This window comes from Psychromicrobium silvestre (genome assembly GCF_013408295.1).
In the GTDB taxonomy this organism is placed as follows: Bacteria; Actinomycetota; Actinomycetes; order Actinomycetales; family Micrococcaceae; genus Renibacterium; species Renibacterium silvestre.
In genome coordinates, this window is the sequence record NZ_JACBYQ010000001.1 from 129,121 (window position 1) to 150,039 (window position 20,919).

Below are 20,919 nucleotides of genomic sequence, written 5' to 3' on the forward strand. Positions count from 1 at the left end.
GTGCATTGTTATGACTCAAATAATTCATTGGAGTAATCGTGGGGATCTTCCTAGCATCGAGTTATGAACACATCGCACAGCACCGAACGTCAGCTAGCCACGAATGTTCTTGTCATCGGCACCGGCGGAGCCGGGCTCAGAGCGGCAATCGAACTCACCGAACGGGGCGTGCAGGTAATCGCCGTCGGCAAACGTCGTAAGCATGACGCCCACACCACTCTCGCCGCCGGTGGGATCAATGCGGCGCTCGGCACCATGGACCCTGAGGATAGCTGGCAGCAACACGCGGCCGATACGCTCCGGGAGTCCTATTTCTTAGCGGATCCAAACATTGTGGAGATCGTGGCCCGTGGAGCCGCTCAGGGAATCGATGATCTGGTGCGCTGGGGGATGCCCTTCGCCCGCGAAGAGGACGGCAGGCTAAGCCAGCGTTACTTCGGCGCTCATCGATACCGGCGCACCTGCTTTGCCGGTGACTACACCGGACTTGAAATCCAGCGCACCCTAATCAAACGAGCCACCGCTCTGGACATCCCGATCATCGACACTGTCTACATCACTCGTCTTCTGGTCACCGAAGGCAAGGTCTTTGGAGCCTACGGATTCGACGTCGTAGACGGCACCCCGGTGGTCATCCACGCCGATGCGGTCATCCTCGCCGCTGGTGGGCACACTCGTATTTGGCGGCATACCTCCTCTCGACGGGATGAGAATACCGGGGATTCCTTCCGGCTAGCCGCGCTGGCCGGAGGTCGCATCAGGGACGCGGAACTGGTTCAGTTCCATCCCTCCGGCCTTTTGGACCCAGAGGAAGCGGCCGGCACTCTCGTCTCCGAGGCCGCACGCGGCGAAGGCGGAGTGCTGCGCAATACCGAAGGGGAGCGGTTCATGGCCCGCTACGATCCCGAACGGATGGAATTATCCACCCGCGACCGGGTGGCGCTGGCCAGCTACACGGAGATTGCCGAAGGGCGGGGAACTCCACGCGGTGGCGTCTACCTAGATGTCTCCCATCTACCCAGGGAACAAGTTCTGTCCAAACTGCCCCGGGTTTACCGAACGCTGATCGAACTGCAAATGCTCGACATTACCGAGAGCCCCATCGAGGTAGCACCCACCGCGCACTATTCGATGGGCGGAGTCTGGGTTCGGCCGGAAGATCACGGAACCGGAGTTGAGGGGCTATATGCCATTGGAGAGGCCTCCAGCGGCTTGCACGGAGCTAATCGACTCGGCGGAAACTCACTGATTGAACTCCTCGTTTACGGACGCATCGTGGGGCAGGAAGCGGCGGAATATAGCCGCGGACTAGAGACGGTCCGGCGGGATGCTGCGGCCGTCGCGGAGGCGCGTCAAGAGATGCAGGGTCTTCTAGGCGGCGACGGCACGGAAAACCCTAGACACCTGCAGCGTGCTGTTCGCGATCTGATGACCGCACACGCTGGCGTGGTGCGCACCGAGAGCGGGCTTCTTCAAGGACTAGAGCGGTTGACCGAAGTGGAGGAGAGGCTGCCCAATCTGACAGCCAAGCCCGATATCGCTGGCTTCGACGATCTTGCGCACGCCTTCGATCTGCTTGGTTCAATACTCGCAGCGAGGGCAACATTGGAATCTGCCCTGGAACGGCGTGAGACTCGGGGCTGTCACAACCGCGCCGACTATCCCGAACAGGACGAGGCGCTACGCGGAAATATGGTCTGGAGCATCGGGGAGCGAGTTCGCTTCGAACCGGCAGCGGAGGCACCAGAGACTTTCGGCGAGCTGGCTTATGCGGCGGCAGATGACTCGGTTACAGGAAAGCTAGTCGAGTAATCGCATCTACGTAAGTAGCAGCAAACCAGGCGGGGGTCCGGCCACGTGCCGGACCCCCGCAAACTCCAGAATCAGGGAACAATCACCAATTTTCCGCGAGTGCGCCCGGAACGGCTGAGGTCAAGGGCCTCGCCCACCCCGTCCAAACCAAAGGTCTGGGCTACTTCGACCTTTAGCTTTCCTGCATCCGATAGCGCGGCAAGGCGGCTCAGTCCCTTGGCATCGGAACGTGCCCAGAGCAAGGCACCGCCATGCTCTAGCACGCTGCCGTCAACAATCGAGGCGTGGCGGCCCCCTTCGGCGAGTACCGCCGTCGTCACCGTTTCTACACCGCCGACAAAGTCGGCCGAAGCATCCACGCCCTCCGGAGCCAGCGCGCGTACTCGCTCAACCAGCCCCTCGCCGTAGCTGACGGGCTCGGCACCGAGGCTGCGCAGGTAGTCGTGATTGCGCTCGGAAGCGGTGCCGATCACCCTCGCCCCGGCGGCAACGGCAATCTGCACGGCTAGGCTACCCACGCCGCCAGCAGCCCCGTGAATTAGCACGGTTTTACCTTGGCCTTCGGGGTCAATACCAATATTTTGCAGGGTTTTCAAGGCACTCAGCCCGGCCAGCGGCAAGGCTCCGGCTTGTTCCCAGGACAGCGAATCAGGCTTGCGGACAGCTGCTTCGGCTGGGACGGCCACCAATTCGGCGAAGGTTCCGCCACGAACTACTTCTTTACGGGCATAGGACATCACCTCGTCGCCAACCGCGAATTCAGGGGTATCGGGGCCAACCGCCCGGACCACTCCGGCCACATCCCAGCCGGGAACCGCAGGAAACACGGTGTCTATCAGGCCATCGAGATAGCCCGCCAAAACCTTCCAGTCCACCGGGTTGACTCCGGCAGCCTTCACCTCAACCAGCAAGGTACCCGGCCCCACCTTGGGATTGGGGAGATCGCCGAGCTCAAGAGATGAATTATCGGTGGCGTAGTGCGAAAAGCTGATGGCACGCATGGATGCTCCTTTTCGAGGCGGGCTGAGCCCGGCTGGCTGTTCCTGATATTGAGGCCCAACTGAGAATGCGTGGAGGCTATTCCGGTTTTTCGCAGCTTATCGGACGGAGTGATCATCCTCACGTCGCAGCGGGCAAAATCACGAATTGCCCTAGCCTGGTAGCTAGGCTTTGGCCTCCAGCCAGAATCGTTGCTTACCGCTCGCGAATCCGATAGCGAGCCGGTGACTCGCCAACTAAGGCAGTGAAGTCGCGGCTGAAGTGAGCCTGATCGTACCAACCGAGCGAGGTGGCGAGATCCGCTAAGGAACCCTGGTAACCGGCGTCGAGCAGGCTCATCGCGTCATGCAGTCGATAGCGAGCCAGTACCCATTTCGGGCCAACACCGACGTATCGCTCGAAGAGTCTTTGCAAGGCCCGGGCGGAGAGGCCATACCGGTTCTCGAGTTGGGATACCTGCACCAGCGAGCGTTCCGAGAGTATGTCCGCGATGATGGTCAGCAGCTGGTCATAGCGCGGATCTTCGCCGTGCGGCAAGCGGGAGAGTGCCTCGTGCAGCTGGTTGACGGCGACTTCTGTGCTCATCGGCTCATCGATCTGCATCAGCTTGGTTACTAAATCGGCCGGGAGCTGGTCCTTTGCGGGCAGTGTTCGGTCAGTCCAGGAATGAGCGCTCATTCCGGTCAGTGCAGCCAAGCCGCCCGGCCTGAATTTCGCCGCGACCACCCGGCCGTGTCCACGCAGCTCCACTTCGAAGCGTTGGGTGACAATCCCGGTGAGCACCACTGGATCGTGCACCTCCGGCCGGGTGTTGCCACGTTCGATGCTCAAGGTGCAGGCGGGATGCGGTGCGGTATTGCTGAGGAAACTTTTGCCTTCGGGAAGATCCCAGCTGAGCGTCCAGAAGTTCTCCACCCAATTGCCCAGTGGCCCCATGCACTCGTGGCGCTGCAAGGAGGTGAAGGCAGCAAGTTGCTCTGGCCGCAGCACCCCAGAGTCGCTCGACGTCGGCCGCTCCCGGGCGCGCTCGCCTTCTGTCGCATTTGTCCAAGCCTGCACAACACCATCGTAGGCATACTGTTTGTACGACTGTTCTGCAGAGTCCCGAAACAGTCTGGAGCATCGATGAAGGAGCAATAATGACAAGCACTCGGGTGGCTATGGTGAACATAGACTGCGCCGATCCCGCCGCGATGGCGACTTTCTGGTCTGCCGTTCTCGGCTGGGAGATCAGGTATTCGGCCGAAGAGTATTCGGGGTTACAAGGTCCGGATTATGTACTGGCTTTTGGAAAGATCCCTGATTATCAGCCGCCAGCCTGGCCTAATGAACGCGGCAGCAAGCAATTCCATCTGGATCTGGCGGTGGAGGACATTGCGGCCGAGGAACAGCGGTGCCTCAGCCTGGGGGCCACGGTGGCATCCGATCAGGAGGAAGGGCAGAGCTGGCGGGTACTGATTGATCCGGGCGGACACCCCTTCTGCCTGACCAAACCGCAGAACTGAGAGTAGCCAAGGATGATTAGCGAAAGCATTTTCACGGTGTCGGATTTCACCCCGGTGGACACCGTCACCGAAATTGTCAGTGCCCTGCCAGCGGGCTACGCCCGGATGAATAAGACCTACTCGGGGGAGGTGGTTGGGCGCAGCATCACACAATTCACCAGTGCCTTCGATCAGGATTCCGGTACCGGCAGCTACTTCGCCCTGGAAACGTTCGAGGGCACGGTGGCGGGCAAATCTGGTGTCTTTGCCTTTTTGCACAGCGCTTCCACTACCGGTTCGGACCGCTCGGACGAATTCAGCCTGATCGTGCCGCATAGCGGGACCGGGGAGCTGACGGGAATCGCGGGCAACGTGCAACTGATCATTGACGACGACGGCACGCACCGAATGATTTTCGACTACACGCTCTGAGTGGGCTGGTTCAGTGTCCTTCCTTTCGTCGAGTGTGGGGGTCTGCATGTTTTGGGTGTTGTTGAGCGTGTAGATCTCCATACTCGATGTGGGTGTTTGGGTTGTTTGTGGTGTTTTGGGGTGGGGTTGTTTTCTGTCTATCGTTTTTATATTCTTAATGGACTTTGCGGTTTCGGATCAGCCGGCACCCGCTGAATCCTTGGGAGTTTGTGATGGCGAATTTGAAGGTTTCGTATGGTGAGTTGGATGCTGCCGGTACGCAGTTAGATAACGGGCGGGCTGATCTGGAAGGGAAGCTCTCTGAGTTACAGCGTCAGATCCAGTCCCTAGTCGCGTCGGGGTATGTGACGGACTCTTCCTCGAAAGCGTTCGAAGCCGAGTATGCCCAGTTCACTCACGGTGCACAGCAAGCCGTTAGCGGTCTGGAAGGTCTTGCCGCGTATCTACGTCATGCCTCCCAGACCCTGGAATCCACCGATCAACACCTCGCCTCCAAGCTCGGCAAATAAGAGAACCACCTCTAGTTCACGAGAAGGGGTGGTGATGGGTGGCTGTTCTTCAGGTTCAATACCAGGCGTTTCATGCTGCTAGTGCTGCCCTGTCCTTAGTGAGTCATGAGGTGGATGCGGCTGGTCCCGCAGTGACCGGCGATGTGGGACATGCCCTCTTGAGGGAGGCTAGTGAAACGTTCACTAAGGTTTGGGACCAGGACGGACCGAAACTGGCTGACGCGATCACTTCCGATAGTCAGCAGACTCACGACACAGCAGCACAATTCGCGCAGGTCGATGCGATGCTCAGTGGACAAGTAAAGGGGAAATGATGGGCAGAGGCGGTGATTGGTCGCTGCTCGGCGGCTCAGACCCAGCCCCAGGGTGTGTGGAGGACGTTCAACGGATCTCGATGAACTGGGGAGATAAAGCCGGGAAACTCTCCGACGCCCAGAACCTGTTAGAACGCACTCATGTTGCTGGTTCCGGGGCTTCCGTGGAGGCGGCCCGGACGTTACTGGCCCGTGATGGGGCGTTACTGAAAGTTTATGGTCAGGGCTGTGAGAACCTTGCGAACGGCTATAAGTCCTGGACTGCCAGCCTGCAAAGTTTTCAGGATGAAGCCGACCGACTCCTGACCCAAGCACACCAAGCTAATGACGACCTCAATCAAGGGCATGCGCTGGTTGAGGCGGGCAAGCAGGAACGCATCGAAGACGCCGCGAAACGCTCCCTACCGGAAGCCATCACTGAAGCCGCGATAGAAACCATCCTGCCCGGTCTGGCACAAATCTTTTCGGATACTCGCGGGCAATACATGATCAATGACGCCCAGCAACGCCTCGATCACCTCAACCACCAAGCCGATGACCTCCGGGAACGCTACAAAGCCGAAGGGGACCGGATCGCTACCACTACCGCTTTCGTTACCAGCCCCGCCGCAGCAGCCTACAAAGCCGGACTCGACAATAACATCCCGATCGGACCCGGCTCTTTAGCAGCCCTGATACACCAGGACAAAAACCCGAAACTCACCAAACTCGATGCTTTACGCAAAGAACTCGACAGCGGCAACTCCACCCACCGCCAGGAATACCTCAACCAACTCGGCAACCTCACCCCAGAACAACTCGTGCTGTACGGGCTGATGAACCCAGGGCAAGCAAGGAATCCCTTGGTAGTGAATCCGGGGGAGAATGTCAACGCCGTAAAGAGTTGGTGGTCGGGACTGGACGAAGCCAAGAGAAATCTGCTGATCGCCACGATGCCTGGAATTGTTGGCAACCTCAACGGCATCCCCTATGCGGACCGAGGCAGGGCTAATAAAACGAATATTGAGCTAATAGACGCCGATCCGGGGACTAGTCCGGAGGTCCATACCGCGATCCAAAAAATCAAGGACGCCCTCAAAATCCCCGATAAGCAGGGCGCGCTGCGATCGCTGATTTCCTTTGACCTGAACAACGGCAAGCCGCTCGGAGCGATAGCCATTGGGAATATGGACAAGGCGAAGAACGTGACCTGGAATGTGCCCGGTATGGGAACCACTCTTTCGGACGGCATTGAGTCATGGACTAAATCGGCCCAGGATCTCTATAAAGGTCAGTATGCGGCAATGGGGTATGAGGCAAGAAAGCAGGGAGTCGTTGTCGTGTCCTGGGTTGGATACGAGACTCCGGATAAACCTCCCAGTTCTGCTGTGCTGTCCATGAGCGCCGCCAATACCGGTGCGGAAAAGCTGCAAATTGCGCTCGATGGCTTTCAAGATACTCGTGGGCCGGGCAGTGGCTATCACCTCAATGTGGTGGCGCATTCCTATGGCACCACGACCAGTTCCGTTGCTCTTACGCACACTAAATACCCGGTCGATACCGTCTGTTTCTTCGGCTCCGCAGGCATCGACCCCACCCAAGTGCCTCAGGCGAGCCTTATGCACGTCGCCCATCCTGGTGGACAGCCTGCCGTTTACGTCACCCACGCCGGCGGCGACAATGTTGCACCGCTCGGGATCTATGGCTCCCAATTGGGTATCTGGTCTCCGCCGCTGGAAGCCCTCAATGGTGGCAATATCCATCCGCGGTTCGATCCCACCGAGGCTTGGTTTGGGGCGCATACCTTCTCTTCCGAGGGTGGTTATGATGCTGACGGAACTCCCTATTATGCAGTAAACGGCCATGATGCGAACGGCCCCAAGGATAGTCAGGAGCTCTTTTTTGCCAGCAAAGAACACGGCTATCTCGATCTCAAAACAGAGTCTGCCCACAACATCGCCCTCATTACTACAGGCCAAGAAGACAAAATTCAGCCACTGATACCGTTGACGGAAAAATACATCGATACCGGTCACGGGCTGATCGATCAAGGCCCGGACGAGACTCATCAATCGCCGGAACAACTTAAGGGCAAGATTCCACGGAAGGTGCCATGAAAACTAGCTATGTTCGAAAACGACTCTTCCGCGGCGGGGTGACCCTATTGTGTATCGCTTCCCTGGTATTACTCAGTGGCTGCGGACTATGGAATTCCGGAGCAGGAACGGATGGCGGAGGGAATATGGAAACACGCAGCGCTAAGGTGGTTTTTCAGGACTTCCTGGACACTATGGACGATACTGTGAGGCATTCTGGTACAGAGTTCTCCACCTGGGACAAGGGGGATATTGCAGGTTATAACGCTGAGGCTTGCGGCATTAAGAGTCAAGAAGATGGCAGGCAATACACTAGCCAGATCGTCGGTGGGCGAGTGGCGAATCCTGATCTGGCTATTCAGCAGATGAAGGCTTATTGGGAGTCTAAAGGTTACGTTATTGAATCTATTTTCACTAACATGGGCGATAACGTCACCGGGCGTCAGATTAATGCAACGAGTCCGACGGGTATTCTTGTTCAATTCACTCCCGCCAAGGAAGCGGAGAGCGTGATCAATGTGCAAAGTGATTGCACTCTCGATCCGCTGGCTGCGGAAACCACCACCGAGACCATTCCACTAGGTGCACCGGCAACACCTAGTGGAACTTCCACCAAGACCCCGTAGTTCGGAGTCCTGGGAGATGAGGAGTCTGTGCCAGTGATGAGCGGGCTGTTTGCCTTGAACGGGATGCCGGATCGACACCGCGAACCGGCCTCGCCTCGCGGCCGGTGCAAGACTCGAGCCACCTCGGGGACAGGCTTAGCCCTCGTCGGTGTGTTGGTGTTCTTGGCCACCTCCTTAGTGGGGTGTACGACGAGTTCTGTCGACCCGGGATATCCCTTCGATGGAACCCGCAGCGCGAAGGTGGTTTTTCAGGACTTCCTGGACACTATGGACGATATTGTGAAGCATTCTGGCACGACGTTCGCTGATTGGGATCGACAGGATGTCACGGGCTACGTTGCCGAGGGCTGCGGTGTTAGAAACCAGGAAGATGGGCGACTATATGGACGTCAGATCGTCGGTGGGCGAGTGGTGAATCCCGATCTAGCTGTTCAGCAGATGAAAGCCTATTGGGAATCCAAGGGCTACGTTATTGAATCTATTTTCACTAACATGGGTGGCAACACCACAGGTCGACAGATTAATGCAACAAGTCCAACAGGGGTTTCAGTGCAGTTCACTCCAGGAAAGACCAGAAGCACGATCAATGTGCAAAGTGACTGCACTCTCGACCCACTGGCCAACGAAACCACCACTAAGATCATTCCCTAAGCGGCTTTAGGTTGAGCTAAGCCCGCGAGCCCTCACGGCTAGCTGCCTTCAGTGAGCCAATCCTCTAGCAGAGCCAGGAAATCGGCGGGGCGTTCCATCGACGGCAGGTGCGCAGTATCCGACCACCGGACCAGTCGAGCATTCGGAATCTCGGTAGACACCCGTTCTGCGGCCCGGTGAATCGCCTCCAGATCGAGCTCACCCAGCAAAACTAGAGTGCGCGAGCGAACCTCCGTCAGCCGATCGAGTGCCGCTGGCTTCAACTCCACTTCTTCGAGGTCATCCCAATCCGCCGTCAGTTCGAAGGCGCGACGCTGCATCCGTCCGACTAGCTCGCGTACCTCCGGGGCGACTCGTCTGGCCGGTTGCCGGGGGCCATCTACCCAGTAGCGAAGATTCGCTTCGACGGCGGCATTCAGATCGTCCTTGACCAGAGCAGTCCGTTCGGCCTCGAAAAACGATTGCAGGTCCGGCGTCAGTTCGGGCATCAGGGATCCGCCGGGCGCGCTGAGCAGTAGTGATTCCACCAGCGCGGGCTTGCTCAGCGCCAGTTCCACAGCAACTCCGGCTCCGTAGGAAGCGCCGACCAGGTGGCAGTGTTCGATACCGAGCTCGCTCAGCGAACCGAGTACATCGTCAACGGGGGAGAGCTGGCCCTCCGGAGGTGCTACGGAGCCGCCGAACCCCCGCAGATCGAGGCGAAGAACGTCTCGGGTAGCACTCAGGGCGGGCCACAGCTCTTCCCACATTCGGCGATCCGCCACCCCGGCGTGGATCAGCACGAGGGGCACTCTGCTCGCGGGCCCGGCTCGGTCGTAGGCGATCCCAGTGGAAGTGCGGGCATCCGGTGGCACGAAACTCCTCTCGTAAATGCAAATAGCTGCTGAATCCGGGCCGCTGCTTAGCAACCAGTGCTCAGCGTTTACTGCGCATAGCGGCGATGACCGCCACTGGGCCGCCATCCGGTGCGCTGCCCGAGGCTAGGGCCTGATATTCGGCTGAACCTACGCCGTACAAGCCACTCGACCGTCATGGTCAGCATGGATTCCCCAACCATATCGTTTTGCCAGATCGCTGGAGCGCAGGCAGGGCTGGCCCTTGGCGTAGAACTCGGCCCAAGCCCGCTCCCGTTCCGCCTCCGGGATGTCTCGACGATCGGCCCAGACGGTGAAGATGACCTCCGAGGAACGCCAACGATAGGGCTGCCGGAAGATCATTTCAAAACTTGCCGAAGACACGGTCTCCTTACCGGCTCGCAGCGGTGGTTCGCTGGCGCTACTCGCGCCGCTATCCGGGGCCACGGTAATGAAGGTGTCGAAGTAATCGACGCTTTCCGGTTCAGTTTCCACCGCTGGATTCCCCCGGCTGGTTCTGCACAATATTCGCCACCAACTGCTCCATAAAAGTTGCGCGTGCCTCGCGACTGGAAGGACGCCCGGGCACTCCCGGTCGCTGCTGCCAGGACAGCGGTCCGGTGGCTCGTCGATACTCCACTCCCAAGGCGTCCAAACGAGCCAGATGCTCTTCTAGGCGGGGACGAAATTCCTCAACGTCGCGATCTCCGGTGATCCAGAGCGCCTCAGCGATGGCACTGAGTCGGGGGAAGGCAAAATAATCGACGGTTCGCGGGGAGTCCATATGTTCGGTCCAGATATTGGCCTGCCCACCCAGCACATGCATGGCCTCTTCGGCGCTCAACTCGGCGGGTACCGGTTCAAACAGATAGGCGTCCTCGACGCTCACCGCAATCGCCACCGGAATGGGTTCCTCAGCGGATTCCGACTGTCGATAATCCAGGTAGACCATATCGTCGGGACAGGCGATCACATCGTGCCCCCGTTTGGCGGCCGAAACCGCACCGGTGAGGCCGCGCCAAGAGGCGACGAGCGCCGTCGTAGCTAGTTCGCCTTCCAAGATTTCATCCCAGCCGAAGATCCTGCGGCCCCGGGCGGTGACATGCTCGGCCAGCCTGCCGATGAACCAGGCCTGCAAGCCCTCGCCGTCAGCGACGCCTAGTTCCGCCATTCGCTCAAGGGTGCGCGGATCGGCCAGCCATTGCTCTTTGGGACATTCGTCGCCGCCGATGCCAATAAACGGTGAGGGGAAGAGGTCCATCACCTCATCGAGCACATTCTGGAAAAACTCCACCGTGGATTCCTCGGCATTGAGCACATTAGGATTCACGCCCCAACGGGTGAAAACCGGTAACTGTTGGCCGCTGACTCCCAACTCGGGGTAGGCAGCCAGCGCAGCTTGCACATGGCCGGGGGATTCGATTTCCGGAACCACGGTGATCTGCCGCTGCTGGGCGTAAGCCACGATTTCGCGAATATCGGCCTGGGTGTAGGAACCACCGTGCGGGCGGCCATCGCTCGGGGAGCCATCCACCGCACCGACCTGGGTCTCGGTGCGCCAGCTGCCGATTTCGGTCAGCTTCGGATAGCGTCGAATTTCAATCCGCCAGCCCTGATCCTCGGTCAGGTGAAAGTGCAGGATATTGAGTCGGTGCATGGCCATTAGGTCGATGAAACGCAGCACCTCGTGCTTGGGCAGAAAGTGCCGAGCCACGTCCAACATGGCACCGCGCCAGCGAAAGCGAGGCGCATCTTCCACCAGGCAAGCCGGAACCGACCAATCCGTGCCGGTGACGAGAGCCCGTCGATAGATCTCCGGCGGTAGCAGCTGGAGTAGAGCGACGCAGCCGTAAAAGACCCCAGCTTGGTCGCCGCCGGTCAGCTGAACGCTCTCCGGGGAGATCTCCAGCCGGAAGGCCTCTGCTGCTAGCTCCGTCGAAAGCGCTAACCGAATATTGCCGTCCTGACCCTCTTTGAGAGGAAAGCCACTGGCCGGGCGCAGCGCGGATTGCAGGTAGAAAAGTACCGGGTTCAGCTCATCCGGAGCCGTAACGGAGGTCAAAGCGGTGAACTGGAAATATCCGGTGCGGGGCACGAAAAGGTTAGGCCTAGGCAGCAGAGTCGGCATGCCACTAACCTACCGGCAGTGCTTCTGGTGCGCTCCAGCTCACCGGAACATGACGCATTACCAGCGCGCTATCGAGGGCGACGGCGGCCGTCGGCAAGGCTTCGAAAAAGGAAGATCGCAGCTCCAAGACTTCACCGGGCTCGGTCCTCCATCGATCTGTCTGCAGCTTCATGTCTTCGAAACGACCCGTTTGCCGGGCGGGTGACCAGCCGGTGCAGCCTTGCTGGAAAAATTGCGAGGCTTCCTCGGGACTGCTGAACAGCTCACTGCGCCAGGTGCCACCAAGAGCCACTTCCGTTTTGATCCGAGCCTGCCGGGAGGACATCTGCACCTTGAAATGCGAGTCCTTTTCGGAGACTTTGAAGTTGGCGTGTTGGTGCACCCCGGGGAACAGTCTGCCCCCGGCCAGCACGGGGAGCCAAGAGCCGCTGTGCCGTTGCAGGATAAAGACTCCGGACTCGGGCCCGGCCTGCCCGTCCCATTCAACGGCGATTCGATGGGCCGAATTCTCCGCCCGCCAACCAATACGCTGGGGGAGTCCAGTCGGTCGGAGAGAGCCCAGGCGGATCAGGCAAATCCCGGCTACCGCCTCACCCCGCACCAGTTGCGGTCGGAATGGAGACGGCAACAGTCGTCGAGCTAGGGCAGGGTCAAGCCGGTAGTTGATGAGGAGCCGTCGTTCGACGATGGATTCTAAGGACAGTGCCATTGCTCCAGTCAACAGCTAACGAACGATCATTTTTGAACGCTCAACCCCACTTTTGCCCGGCGGTTGCGCCGCAGCAATATTGCTCCGATTCCACACATTGATGGCCGCAATGGATAACACCAGGGAAGGGTGCTCTTCCTCGGTGTAAAACTCGGTGTAAAAAGAGGACACCTGAGGTCATAGCCCATAGCCCAAAGCGCATCCGGGACCAGATCGGCTTGGTCAGCAATCCGAGTCAGGGCTCCTGGAACGGTGATAGCGGGTATCAGGCAATACTTTGCGCCTTCTGGATGCTGCCAGCAACTTGGGTATCGAGGGCACGCCAGCCACCGAGTTCGTACGATACGACCACGGCGACCGGGGATAGCACTACGGCGAGTAAGCACACCCACAGCGGCCAATCCGCTGCAGCAAGGAGTATCCCCAGCACCGGCAAAGCGAGAGTTCCTGCCTGCAGGACGGCGTGCTTCGGAAGTCCGGAGACGAGCCAGGCATGGAGCAGGTAAAGCCCGGCCATAAAAACCAGCACCGGAATGGCAACAGCCCAGATCGCAGTGAGAGTGCTGAGGTGGTAATGCTCATCGTAAACATAGGCAATTACGTGCAGCCCCGCACCCACAGCGGCAATCGCTGCGAAGACGACAATGTGCCCGTACCCCCAAGCCGTTATTTTTTCCCGTCGAGCCGCCAGAACCGGAGCGCTCGGAACGAGGAAGTAAACCCACCAGAGCGCGAAGGTCATCACCACGCCGAGTCCGATCACCATCACCGTTGAAAAGGTCCAGCCCTCGGCATCAGAGATCGCTTGGGATGCTGCGAGGGTGCCCATCACGGTCTCACCGAGCGCGATGATCGCCAGTAGGGAATAGCGTTCGGCGATGTGATGGGCATGCCAAGGGGTCGCGCCGTCGTGTCGAACCGCCTTGGACTCCGCAATAATCGGGCCCATCCAGTCGATGGCGGCCACCACAATGGCGCAGATCAGGAACTCGATAGGGCCAAGGGGAAGCAGAATGAGGGCAACCCAACCTAGCTGGGCCACGCCAATGAAGATGACATAAGTCATGGCCACCCTGCTGAATTGCGGATTGCCTTTGGCTGCGCGCAACCATTGTGCGATAACCGCGACGCGCATGATGACATAGCCCGCGACCATGACCTCGTTTGCCACCGCCTCACCATGCTCAATAGAGGCGAACATTTGGGGGAGGCCGATGGCTAAGACAATGACTCCGACCATCTGCACCATAGTCAAAACACGGAACAACCAGTCATCGGTATCGAAGGCTGAGGCAAACCAGGAGAAGTTGATCCAGGCCCAGATAATCGCCACCATCGAAAAGGCAAAGCCACCCACGGCAGCTAAGGAGAGGTTTTCGGCGATGCCATGGGCGAGTTCGCCGCCGGCTACGCCGAAGGCGGCCACAAAGGTTAGGTCGAAGAGCAACTCAAGCGGTGTTGCCGCGCGGTGCGACTCGTCTTGTCGACGCCCCAACATTCGTCGTAGTCCGTGCCGGTAATAAGTGCTCGGTTCAGCCAAAATTCCCCCTTATGAATGGCTCAAAATATTACGCTAATGCCCTCAGCGGGTGCTATAGCGGGTAGCTAGCTCATGGCTTTGCGAGCCAAAAGCGACCAGATCCGCATCGAAAACGGCTTGAAGTACGCCATAGTCGTCCACCCCTGGGGCGCACACCACTTCGCCGAGTTCTAAGCCGCGCATAGCGCCGGTAACCACCTCGGAGGCGCTCATCCTGGGGATTGAGGAGAGGTCCATGCCCTGAACGGTGTGGAACTCGGTGGCCACCACGCCGGGGCAAACTACTTGTACCCGGACGCCGGTTCCTTCTAGTTCAGCGCTGAGAGTTTGGGACATCGCCACTAGATGAGCCAGCGTTCCGGTGTAGACGGCCCGCCGCGGCATTTGTGAACTCGGGGCTGGACCGGAGAAGGCGATCATGCCGGCCACGTTGATGATAGTCCCCGAAGAGCGAGTGAGCATTCCCGGAACGGCAGCATGAGTGAGCATGGTCGGCGCTACAACTTTGACGTTCACCAGTTCGCGGGCTTGCTCGGCGGAGAGCTCCGAGATCGGCATATAGTGCGCCACTCCGGCATTGTTCACCAGTAGCGTGAGAGGCTGGCTGGCACATAGTTCTGCCACCGAGTTGAGGCCATCATCGGTGGCTAGGTCAGCGACCACAACCCGGACCTTCACCTCCGTAAGCGAAGCCGCGAGCTCCTCGAGCCGGTCCTTGCGACGGCCCACGACGATCAAATCGTAGCCCTCGGCGGCGAGGTATTCAGCGAACGCTTTGCCGATACCCGAAGAGGCTCCGGTGACGAGTGCGAGTTGAGACATGAGAATCTTCCTTTGCAATAAACTTGGCAACGTGAAGCGATGAGTGAGGGCAAACGTTGGAGCCTGGAGAAGCCCTAATAAGCCACTCCCACCGGGTGCCGGAAAGTGGCTGGATCGTCAATCATGGACAGCATGGCAGCGGCCACATCGGCTCGGCCGATGCTGCTAGCCGCACGCGGATTGCCGTCGATCGCGCTTCGGTAGTTACCCCGCAGGGGCTTATCCAGCAGCCTGGGCGGTCGTACCGAGGTCCAGTCCAAGTTGCTGCTGGCCAGTTCCGCCTCCATTGCCCGCAAATCGTCATAGTTCCCCTTTAGGATTGCGCTAATCAGTGGGGTGGCGATCTTGGCTAGCCAGAACGGTTCATCTACCGGCGTCGGCCCCAGCGGTGCCGCGCTGACCACTAATAGCCGCTTAACGCTCTCCGCCTCCATCGCTTGCACTATGGCCCGGGTGAGTGGGGTGGTAATCCCGGCGTCCTTGCGGCTGCGCGGCCCTAAACCGGAAAGCACCGCCTGCCGCCCGGCCACTGCGCGCCGAAGGTTCTCGACGTCGTCGCGCACCGGGGAGCCAAAGACCTGCAAACCCGCGCCGGTCAGCGGAAAGTCCCCGGGCTGGCGAACCACCGCGGTCACCTGATGCCCGGCCGCCAGAGCCTGGGAAACCAACTGCTGGCCGATCCTGCCGCTTGCCCCAAATATTGTCAGTTCCATCGTTGACTCCTTGTCACATTTCCTCGAATTGCTCCGTCACTACAATGACGGATAAGAGCGAAGGAATGTGACAGATGAATCAGAATCTCTTGGCTGGGCAGTTCGAACAGGCCAGGCCGCGGCTCCGGGCGCTCGCCTACCGGATGCTCGGATCGCTCAGTGAAGCGGACGACGCCGTTCAGGAGGCTTGGCTGCGGCTGTCCCGTACCAGCGGCTCCGAGCAGGCGGAACAGATCGACAACCTTGACGGCTGGTTGACCACGGTGCTCGGACGGATTTGCCTGGATTTTCTCCGCAGCCGTTCTTCACGGCGGGAACAACCCTGGGAGGCAGGGGAGGAGCCGGAAGGCTACAGCGGGGTGCATGTGCCGGATCCGATCCTGGAGTTTGAGGAAAAGAGCAATCCGGAGCATCAGGCGCTGCTGGCCGACTCGGTTGGACTGGCGCTCCTGGTGGTGCTGGAGACCCTGCCGCCCGCCGAACGGCTAGCCTTTGTGCTACACGACGTTTTCGCGCTTCCTTTCGAGGAAATCGCAGACATTGTGGACAAGACTCCGGCGGCCGCCCGCCAACTGGCCAGCCGGGCCCGTCGCAAGGTGCAGAGCACCGCAAATACTCCGGACCCGGATTTGTCCCGGCAGCAACAGGTGGTCAAGGCTTTCCAAGCGGCTTCGCGCAGCGGAGATCTTGAAGCTCTAGTATCCGTACTGGATCCGGACATTGTGCTTCGGGTGGACTATGGCCCCCGCAATAAGCAATCCAAGCGGGTGCGGGGTGCCGCCCAGGTGGCAGCTCAGGCACTCACCTTCTCCAAATTCGCGCCGTTTGCTCGGCCAGCTTTGGTCAACGGTGCGGCCGGAATGGCTACCGTCGTCGAAGGCAAATTGTTTTCCGTGACGGGCTTTACGGTGGCCGATGGCAAGGTTCAGGCGATAGACATCCTGGCCGATCCACTGCGACTGAGCCAACTAGAGTTGCCACAGCGCGAGTAGAGTTCCTGTTGATGCTTTCTCATGCCCAGATCACCGATAGATTGCGTGCGGCAGGTTGCGTTTTTGCCGAGGAGGAAGCCGACTTGCTGCTCTCCACCAGCCAGGACCTAGCCGAGCTGGAGGAACTGGTGAGACGCCGGGCTGAGGGCTTTCCGCTGGAGTATTTGCTGGGCTGGGCAGAATTCTGCGGACTGCGGATCGCCGTCACTCCAGGGGTGTTTGTGCCTCGTCGCCGAACCGAGTTCTTGGCGGCTCAGGCGATTGAATTGGCGCAGCGAGCTGAAACTGCCGTGCTGCTTGATCTGTGCTGCGGTGCCGGGGCAGTGGCGGCCGCCGTTGCTGCCGCTTTGCCCGGGGTGGAGTTGTACGCGGCCGATATCGACCCCGAAGCGGTGGGATGCGCCAGGCGTAACCTGAGCGATCCGGGAAACGGAACGGTTACCCGGGTTTTCGAAGGCGATCTTTTCGCCCCGCTGCCGGACTCACTGGCCGGCAGGATCAACGTGATCGCGGTCAATGCACCCTATGTGCCCACCGAGGAGATCGCGTTGATGCCCCCAGAGGCTCGATTGTATGAAGCCAGGGCAGCGCTCGACGGCGGCACGGACGGTTTACAGGTACAGCGCCGGATCGCTGCCGAGGCTTCGCGCTGGCTGGCCCCCGAGGGGCATCTGCTGATTGAGACCAGTGAACGACAGGCACCGCAGACAGCCGAAATCTTCGCGGCCCGAGGGCTGAAACCGCAGATCCTTGAATCCGAGGAGTTCTACGCCACCGTGGTCATCGGAAAGAAAGCAGGGCAACGGCAATGAGCATCGTGGTGCTGGGCAGCGCTAATTTAGATCTGGTGTACCGGGTGCAGAACATTCCGGGGCCGGGGGAGACCGTACTGGCAGCTAGCCGGGCTAGCCACCCCGGCGGCAAGGGCAATAATCAGGCCACCGCAGCCGTGAGGGCAGGAGCTGCCGCCAGTTTCATCGTCTCGGTGGGTCAGGACGAGGCCGGGGCGATGTTGCTGGACGGGCTCGAGAGTGATGGCGTGAGAGTCAGCGCTCGCCGGGTTACGGAACCCACTGGCACCGCCCTGATCACGGTGGCGGATTCCGGGGAGAACAGCATCGTGGTGGATTCGGGAGCTAATTCCTTGCTCGCCGAGCTCACCGAGACGGAGCTCGGAATCATCGAAGAAGCCGGAATTTTGCTGATGCAGCTGGAAGTGCCGGTGGAAACCGTCGGCCGAGCCGCCGCCGTCGCCCACGCCGCAGGCGCTCTTGTGGTACTGAATGCAGCACCAATCCGGGAGCTGGAAGCCGAGTTGTTGGCCGCCGTCGACCTCTTAATTGTTAACGAACACGAAGCGTTTCGGCTGCTCGCCGATACCGGCCTCCAGGCCACCGAGGCGACGGTAGCGGCCGAACTTTTGCTTGAGCTGGTGCCTGCGGTGATTATCACCCTGGGGGCGGCGGGGGCGTTGGTGGCCGAACGAGGCAAATCTGTGCGGACCGTTCCTGCCTTTGAGGTAACGGCGGTGGACACTACGGGAGCCGGAGACACCTTCTGCGGCGCATTGGTTGCTGCGCTGGAAGCGCAACGGGAGGCCGGTGCCAACGATCTTGAGCTGGAGAGTGCGGCGCGTTTCGCTAGTGCTGCGGCGGCAATCTCGGTACAGCGGGCGGGTGCGGTGCCATCCATTCCCGGACGTCAAGAGATTGAAGACTTTCTTGGGCATCGACAATCCTAGTGAGGCAGAATGATCCGATGGGCCATTATCAACTAGGGACTCTCCAGACCACACCGGCGCTGGAGCAACAAGATCTGCTGGCAACGCGGACCGCAGCCTTTTTGCACAATTTTGCGGCTGCCGGGGAGGTGGGCGTGGTAGAAATCGATCCCGAAATCTCCGATACCGCGGCCACCATGGAAGCCTTTCAACTCGATCCCGAGATGCTGGTCAACTGCGTTATCGTCTCCGGCAAACGCGAAGGCGCAGAACGCATTGCTGCCTGCCTGGTTCCTGCCACTAAACGGGCGGATATCAACGGCGTAGTGCGGAAACGGCTCGATGTGCGCAAGGCGTCCTTCTTGCCCCGTGAGCGTGCTGTAGAGCTCAGCGAGATGGAATTTGGCGGCATTACCCCGATCGGCTTGCCTGCTGAGTGGCCGCTGCTGGTGGATGCCGATGTGGTGGGCCTGCCGCTGGCGCTCATCGGCTCGGGAATCCGCAAGTCCAAGCTGATTTTGCCCGGGAGCGCCATTGCGGCGCTTGAGCATGCCGAGATTATCGAGGGTTTGGGGCAGCTACTTCCGGTGTAATTGCTTTAGGGAACGCAGCCTATCGGGGCAGGCTATTCATTATGGCCGAACTAGTGGCGGCCAGATCTTCCCGCCAGGGCATGTGTGCCACCCCGGGTAATAGGACAAATTCCGCCCCCGGAGCCTGCTCCGCAAGCTTTTGAACATTCTGAAAGGGGCGCGGATCTTCCGCTCCGTGGATGAAGGACGCCGGAACTCGCAGGGATCGAGCCAATTCAAGCAGGAAAGACTCCTCCCAGCCGCGACACTCATCCCAGATTTCCCGATGAAGTTCGTAATTCAGCGCCCGCAATTCTGCAGCATCCCTGTGGGCAAGCCGTCGCCCGAACTGCAGATCCGCATAGTCGGTGGCCCAGCTCAGAGCGCGGTAACGGATCTCCTCCGACTTGCTGCGCTGGGCTAGAACGGAAAGGCCATCGAGTTCCTGCTGATCTTGGGCGCTATTTTTTGACCGCAGGTTGCTCCGGAATATACCGCGCCAGTCGCCCGGACCCAGCCCGCTCAAATAGCACAAGGCCGCGGTGGATTCGGGGTGTTGGGCGGCATAGGCTAGCGCCAAATAGGCGCCAAAAGAATGGCCAACGACGGCGATCTTCGGCTCTCCCGCCCAGCGGCGCAGAGCCTCCAGATCGGCATCGAAACGAGCCATCGTGTACGGCCTTAGCTGCTCGGACTGGCCGCAGCCACGTTGGTCGTAGCTGTAGACCCGAGTGTGCCGAGCCAGATCCAGCGCCAGGTCTTCAAAGTAGTCCCACATTCCCGGTCCGCCATGAATCAGAACCAGGGCCGGTAGCTCGGTGCGCTCGCCGAAACTGCGTACCGCGATCCGGCAACCGTCGTCGGCCTCGATGAACTCCGTGGAACGCGATGAGATGGCCATCGATGGAGTCTATCCAGCCAAAATCGGGAAATCTCAGAGTTTTCATAGTTTTTAGCCCGGATCCCAGCGTTGGCGGGGATTTTCTGCCGCACAGTATCGACTCCAAGCCCCGTTCTGACCGTTATCAATTTGTGATATTTGCTTAATCTGCGTAGCGTCGCTGGAAAGTCTTGGGCCTAGCCCGGACTGTTCCGTCGTTTCTCGCCTTTGCCGCCAGGGAGCGATTGTTACGAAATGTCATCGATAAGGAAGGGTGGGCGGCGTGGTTTCCGGGTTGATCCCGAATATCGCAGGCAACCGACTTGAATCACTATGTTGAACACGAAAATCACTCGTACCGCTGGACGCGTTCTGGCGGTAGCCGCGATTGCCGGTGCAGGCTTAGCGATCAGCTCCACCTCGGCTCAGGCGGCCGACAGTGGAACTTGGGACGCACTGGCGCAGTGCGAATCCGGGGGGAACTGGGCTATTAACACCGGCAACGGTTACTACGGTGGCTTGCAGTTCACCCAGAGCACCTGGGCCGCAAATGGCGGCACGGGTAGCGCTCAGAACGCCAGCCGCGCTCAGCAGATCGCGGTGGCGGAGAACGTGCTGAGCACGCAGGGTTGGGGTGCCTGGCCGGCTTGCTCGGCTTCCTTGGGGCTGAGCGGTACCTCCGGTGCCACCACTCAAAGCAGCACGCCGGTCCAGCAAACTCAGGTCCAGCAGGCTCCTGCCCAGCAGGCCACTACGCAGGCTGCTACCACCACTCCGGTTCAGCAAGCTGTTCCGCAGCAAGCAGCTGTTCAGGCTGCCCCGCAGCAAGTTCAGCAGTCGAGCCACGTTGGCACCGTAAAGCTCTCTGGCAAGACCTACACGGTTAAAGCCGGGGACACCCTGAGCGCGATTGCCAAGTCGCTTAACATTTCCGGTGGCTGGGAGCTGTTGGCTGACGCCAATGCTTCGGCCATCTCCAATGCCAATCTGATTTTCCCGGGACAGGTACTCAACCTGCCTGCCTAAGTCAGAGCTACAAATGGCCGGGTGGTCGGGGTAATCCCGATCGCCCGGCCATTTCAGTATC

At 59.7% G+C, this 20,919-nt stretch carries 23 protein-coding genes; 12 read left to right on the forward strand and 11 right to left on the reverse strand.

Going from position 1 to position 20,919, the window contains the following annotated elements:
- Positions 1-63: 63 nt before the first annotated feature.
- Positions 64-1,812 (forward strand): L-aspartate oxidase, encoded by a 1,749-nt coding sequence (locus FHU41_RS00625; RefSeq protein ID WP_179387745.1) that lies wholly within the window; start codon positions 64-66, stop codon positions 1,810-1,812.
- 71 nt (positions 1,813-1,883) lie between these two features.
- Here FHU41_RS00625 and FHU41_RS00630 read toward each other — a convergent pair whose 3' ends face one another.
- Both FHU41_RS00630 and FHU41_RS15350 read right to left on the reverse strand, forming a co-directional pair.
- Positions 1,884-2,813 (reverse strand): NADP-dependent oxidoreductase, encoded by a 930-nt coding sequence (locus FHU41_RS00630; RefSeq protein WP_179387746.1) that lies wholly within the window; start codon positions 2,811-2,813, stop codon positions 1,884-1,886.
- 193 nt (positions 2,814-3,006) lie between these two features.
- Complete coding sequence (locus FHU41_RS15350; protein WP_218846888.1) at positions 3,007-3,870, reverse strand: DUF6597 domain-containing transcriptional factor; 864 nt, start codon at positions 3,868-3,870, stop codon at positions 3,007-3,009.
- Positions 3,871-3,950: 80 nt separating this feature from the next.
- Between FHU41_RS15350 and FHU41_RS00640 the strand changes: the two genes are divergently transcribed.
- From FHU41_RS00640 to FHU41_RS00665, 6 genes are all read left to right on the forward strand, one after another.
- Positions 3,951-4,316, forward strand: a complete 366-nt coding sequence (locus FHU41_RS00640) for a VOC family protein (protein WP_179387747.1) — start codon at positions 3,951-3,953, stop codon at positions 4,314-4,316.
- A 12-nt stretch (positions 4,317-4,328) separates the two neighbouring features.
- A complete protein-coding gene (locus FHU41_RS00645) occupies positions 4,329-4,727 on the forward strand; it encodes a DUF3224 domain-containing protein (RefSeq protein WP_179387748.1) in 399 nt (132 codons plus the stop codon).
- A 212-nt stretch (positions 4,728-4,939) separates the two neighbouring features.
- Positions 4,940-5,236: a WXG100 family type VII secretion target gene (locus tag FHU41_RS00650; protein WP_179387749.1), complete on the forward strand. Its 297-nt coding sequence runs from the start codon at positions 4,940-4,942 to the stop codon at positions 5,234-5,236.
- A gap of 310 nt (positions 5,237-5,546) precedes the next feature.
- Positions 5,547-7,646 carry an alpha/beta hydrolase gene (locus FHU41_RS00655; RefSeq protein ID WP_179387750.1) on the forward strand — a complete coding sequence of 700 codons (2,100 nt, stop codon included), beginning with the start codon at positions 5,547-5,549 and terminating at the stop codon, positions 7,644-7,646.
- Between the two features lie 125 nt (positions 7,647-7,771).
- A complete protein-coding gene (locus FHU41_RS00660) occupies positions 7,772-8,251 on the forward strand; it encodes a hypothetical protein (RefSeq protein ID WP_179387751.1) in 480 nt (159 codons plus the stop codon).
- Positions 8,252-8,287: 36 nt separating this feature from the next.
- Complete coding sequence (locus tag FHU41_RS00665; protein ID WP_179387752.1) at positions 8,288-8,902, forward strand: hypothetical protein; 615 nt, start codon at positions 8,288-8,290, stop codon at positions 8,900-8,902.
- 38 nt (positions 8,903-8,940) lie between these two features.
- On the opposite strand, the gene FHU41_RS00670 is transcribed toward FHU41_RS00665, so the two are convergent.
- The 8 genes from FHU41_RS00670 to FHU41_RS00705 all read right to left on the reverse strand — a co-directional run bounded on the left by FHU41_RS00670 (position 8,941) and on the right by FHU41_RS00705 (position 15,668).
- Positions 8,941-9,756, reverse strand: a complete 816-nt coding sequence (locus FHU41_RS00670) for an alpha/beta fold hydrolase (protein ID WP_179387753.1) — start codon at positions 9,754-9,756, stop codon at positions 8,941-8,943.
- Between the two features lie 150 nt (positions 9,757-9,906).
- Positions 9,907-10,251 carry a DUF6157 family protein gene (locus tag FHU41_RS00675; RefSeq protein WP_218846889.1) on the reverse strand — a complete coding sequence of 115 codons (345 nt, stop codon included), beginning with the start codon at positions 10,249-10,251 and terminating at the stop codon, positions 9,907-9,909.
- Positions 10,241-11,884: a beta-N-acetylhexosaminidase gene (locus FHU41_RS00680; protein WP_179387754.1), complete on the reverse strand. Its 1,644-nt coding sequence runs from the start codon at positions 11,882-11,884 to the stop codon at positions 10,241-10,243. Before FHU41_RS00680 ends, FHU41_RS00675 begins: the two co-directional genes overlap by 11 nt.
- A gap of 4 nt (positions 11,885-11,888) precedes the next feature.
- A complete protein-coding gene (locus FHU41_RS00685; RefSeq protein WP_179387755.1) occupies positions 11,889-12,593 on the reverse strand; it encodes a DUF2071 domain-containing protein in 705 nt (234 codons plus the stop codon).
- A 15-nt stretch (positions 12,594-12,608) separates the two neighbouring features.
- Complete coding sequence (locus tag FHU41_RS00690; protein ID WP_179387756.1) at positions 12,609-12,764, reverse strand: carboxymuconolactone decarboxylase family protein; 156 nt, start codon at positions 12,762-12,764, stop codon at positions 12,609-12,611.
- A gap of 94 nt (positions 12,765-12,858) precedes the next feature.
- The gene (locus tag FHU41_RS00695; RefSeq protein WP_246279393.1) at positions 12,859-14,133 is read right to left on the reverse strand and encodes a low temperature requirement protein A; all 1,275 of its coding nucleotides are present in this window, start codon (positions 14,131-14,133) and stop codon (positions 12,859-12,861) included.
- 42 nt (positions 14,134-14,175) lie between these two features.
- Positions 14,176-14,955, reverse strand: coding sequence for an SDR family NAD(P)-dependent oxidoreductase (locus FHU41_RS00700; RefSeq protein ID WP_179387757.1), 780 nt, complete (start codon positions 14,953-14,955; stop codon positions 14,176-14,178).
- A gap of 74 nt (positions 14,956-15,029) precedes the next feature.
- Positions 15,030-15,668 carry an NAD(P)-dependent oxidoreductase gene (locus FHU41_RS00705; protein WP_179387758.1) on the reverse strand — a complete coding sequence of 213 codons (639 nt, stop codon included), beginning with the start codon at positions 15,666-15,668 and terminating at the stop codon, positions 15,030-15,032.
- A gap of 74 nt (positions 15,669-15,742) precedes the next feature.
- On the opposite strand from FHU41_RS00705, the gene FHU41_RS00710 reads away from it, so the two are divergent.
- Genes FHU41_RS00710 through FHU41_RS00725 form a run of 4 tightly spaced genes read left to right on the forward strand, consistent with a single transcriptional unit; the run spans position 15,743 to position 18,973 of the window.
- On the forward strand, positions 15,743-16,660 hold the full coding sequence (locus FHU41_RS00710; protein ID WP_179387759.1) for a sigma-70 family RNA polymerase sigma factor: 918 nt from the start codon (positions 15,743-15,745) through the stop codon (positions 16,658-16,660).
- An 11-nt stretch (positions 16,661-16,671) separates the two neighbouring features.
- Entirely contained in the window at positions 16,672-17,472 is an 801-nt protein-coding gene (locus tag FHU41_RS00715) for a putative protein N(5)-glutamine methyltransferase (protein ID WP_179387760.1), read from the forward strand.
- The gene (locus tag FHU41_RS00720; protein WP_179387761.1) at positions 17,469-18,401 is read left to right on the forward strand and encodes a ribokinase; all 933 of its coding nucleotides are present in this window, start codon (positions 17,469-17,471) and stop codon (positions 18,399-18,401) included. Before FHU41_RS00715 ends, FHU41_RS00720 begins: the two co-directional genes overlap by 4 nt.
- A 17-nt stretch (positions 18,402-18,418) precedes the next feature.
- Positions 18,419-18,973, forward strand: a complete 555-nt coding sequence (locus FHU41_RS00725; protein ID WP_179387762.1) for a YbaK/EbsC family protein — start codon at positions 18,419-18,421, stop codon at positions 18,971-18,973.
- Between the two features lie 19 nt (positions 18,974-18,992).
- Here the strand turns inward: FHU41_RS00725 and FHU41_RS00730 are convergent, their stop codons facing one another.
- Positions 18,993-19,853 (reverse strand): alpha/beta fold hydrolase, encoded by an 861-nt coding sequence (locus FHU41_RS00730; RefSeq protein ID WP_179387763.1) that lies wholly within the window; start codon positions 19,851-19,853, stop codon positions 18,993-18,995.
- 312 nt (positions 19,854-20,165) lie between these two features.
- Between FHU41_RS00730 and FHU41_RS00735 the strand changes: the two genes are divergently transcribed.
- The gene (locus FHU41_RS00735; RefSeq protein WP_179387764.1) at positions 20,166-20,858 is read left to right on the forward strand and encodes a LysM peptidoglycan-binding domain-containing protein; all 693 of its coding nucleotides are present in this window, start codon (positions 20,166-20,168) and stop codon (positions 20,856-20,858) included.
- Positions 20,859-20,919 lie beyond the last annotated feature (61 nt).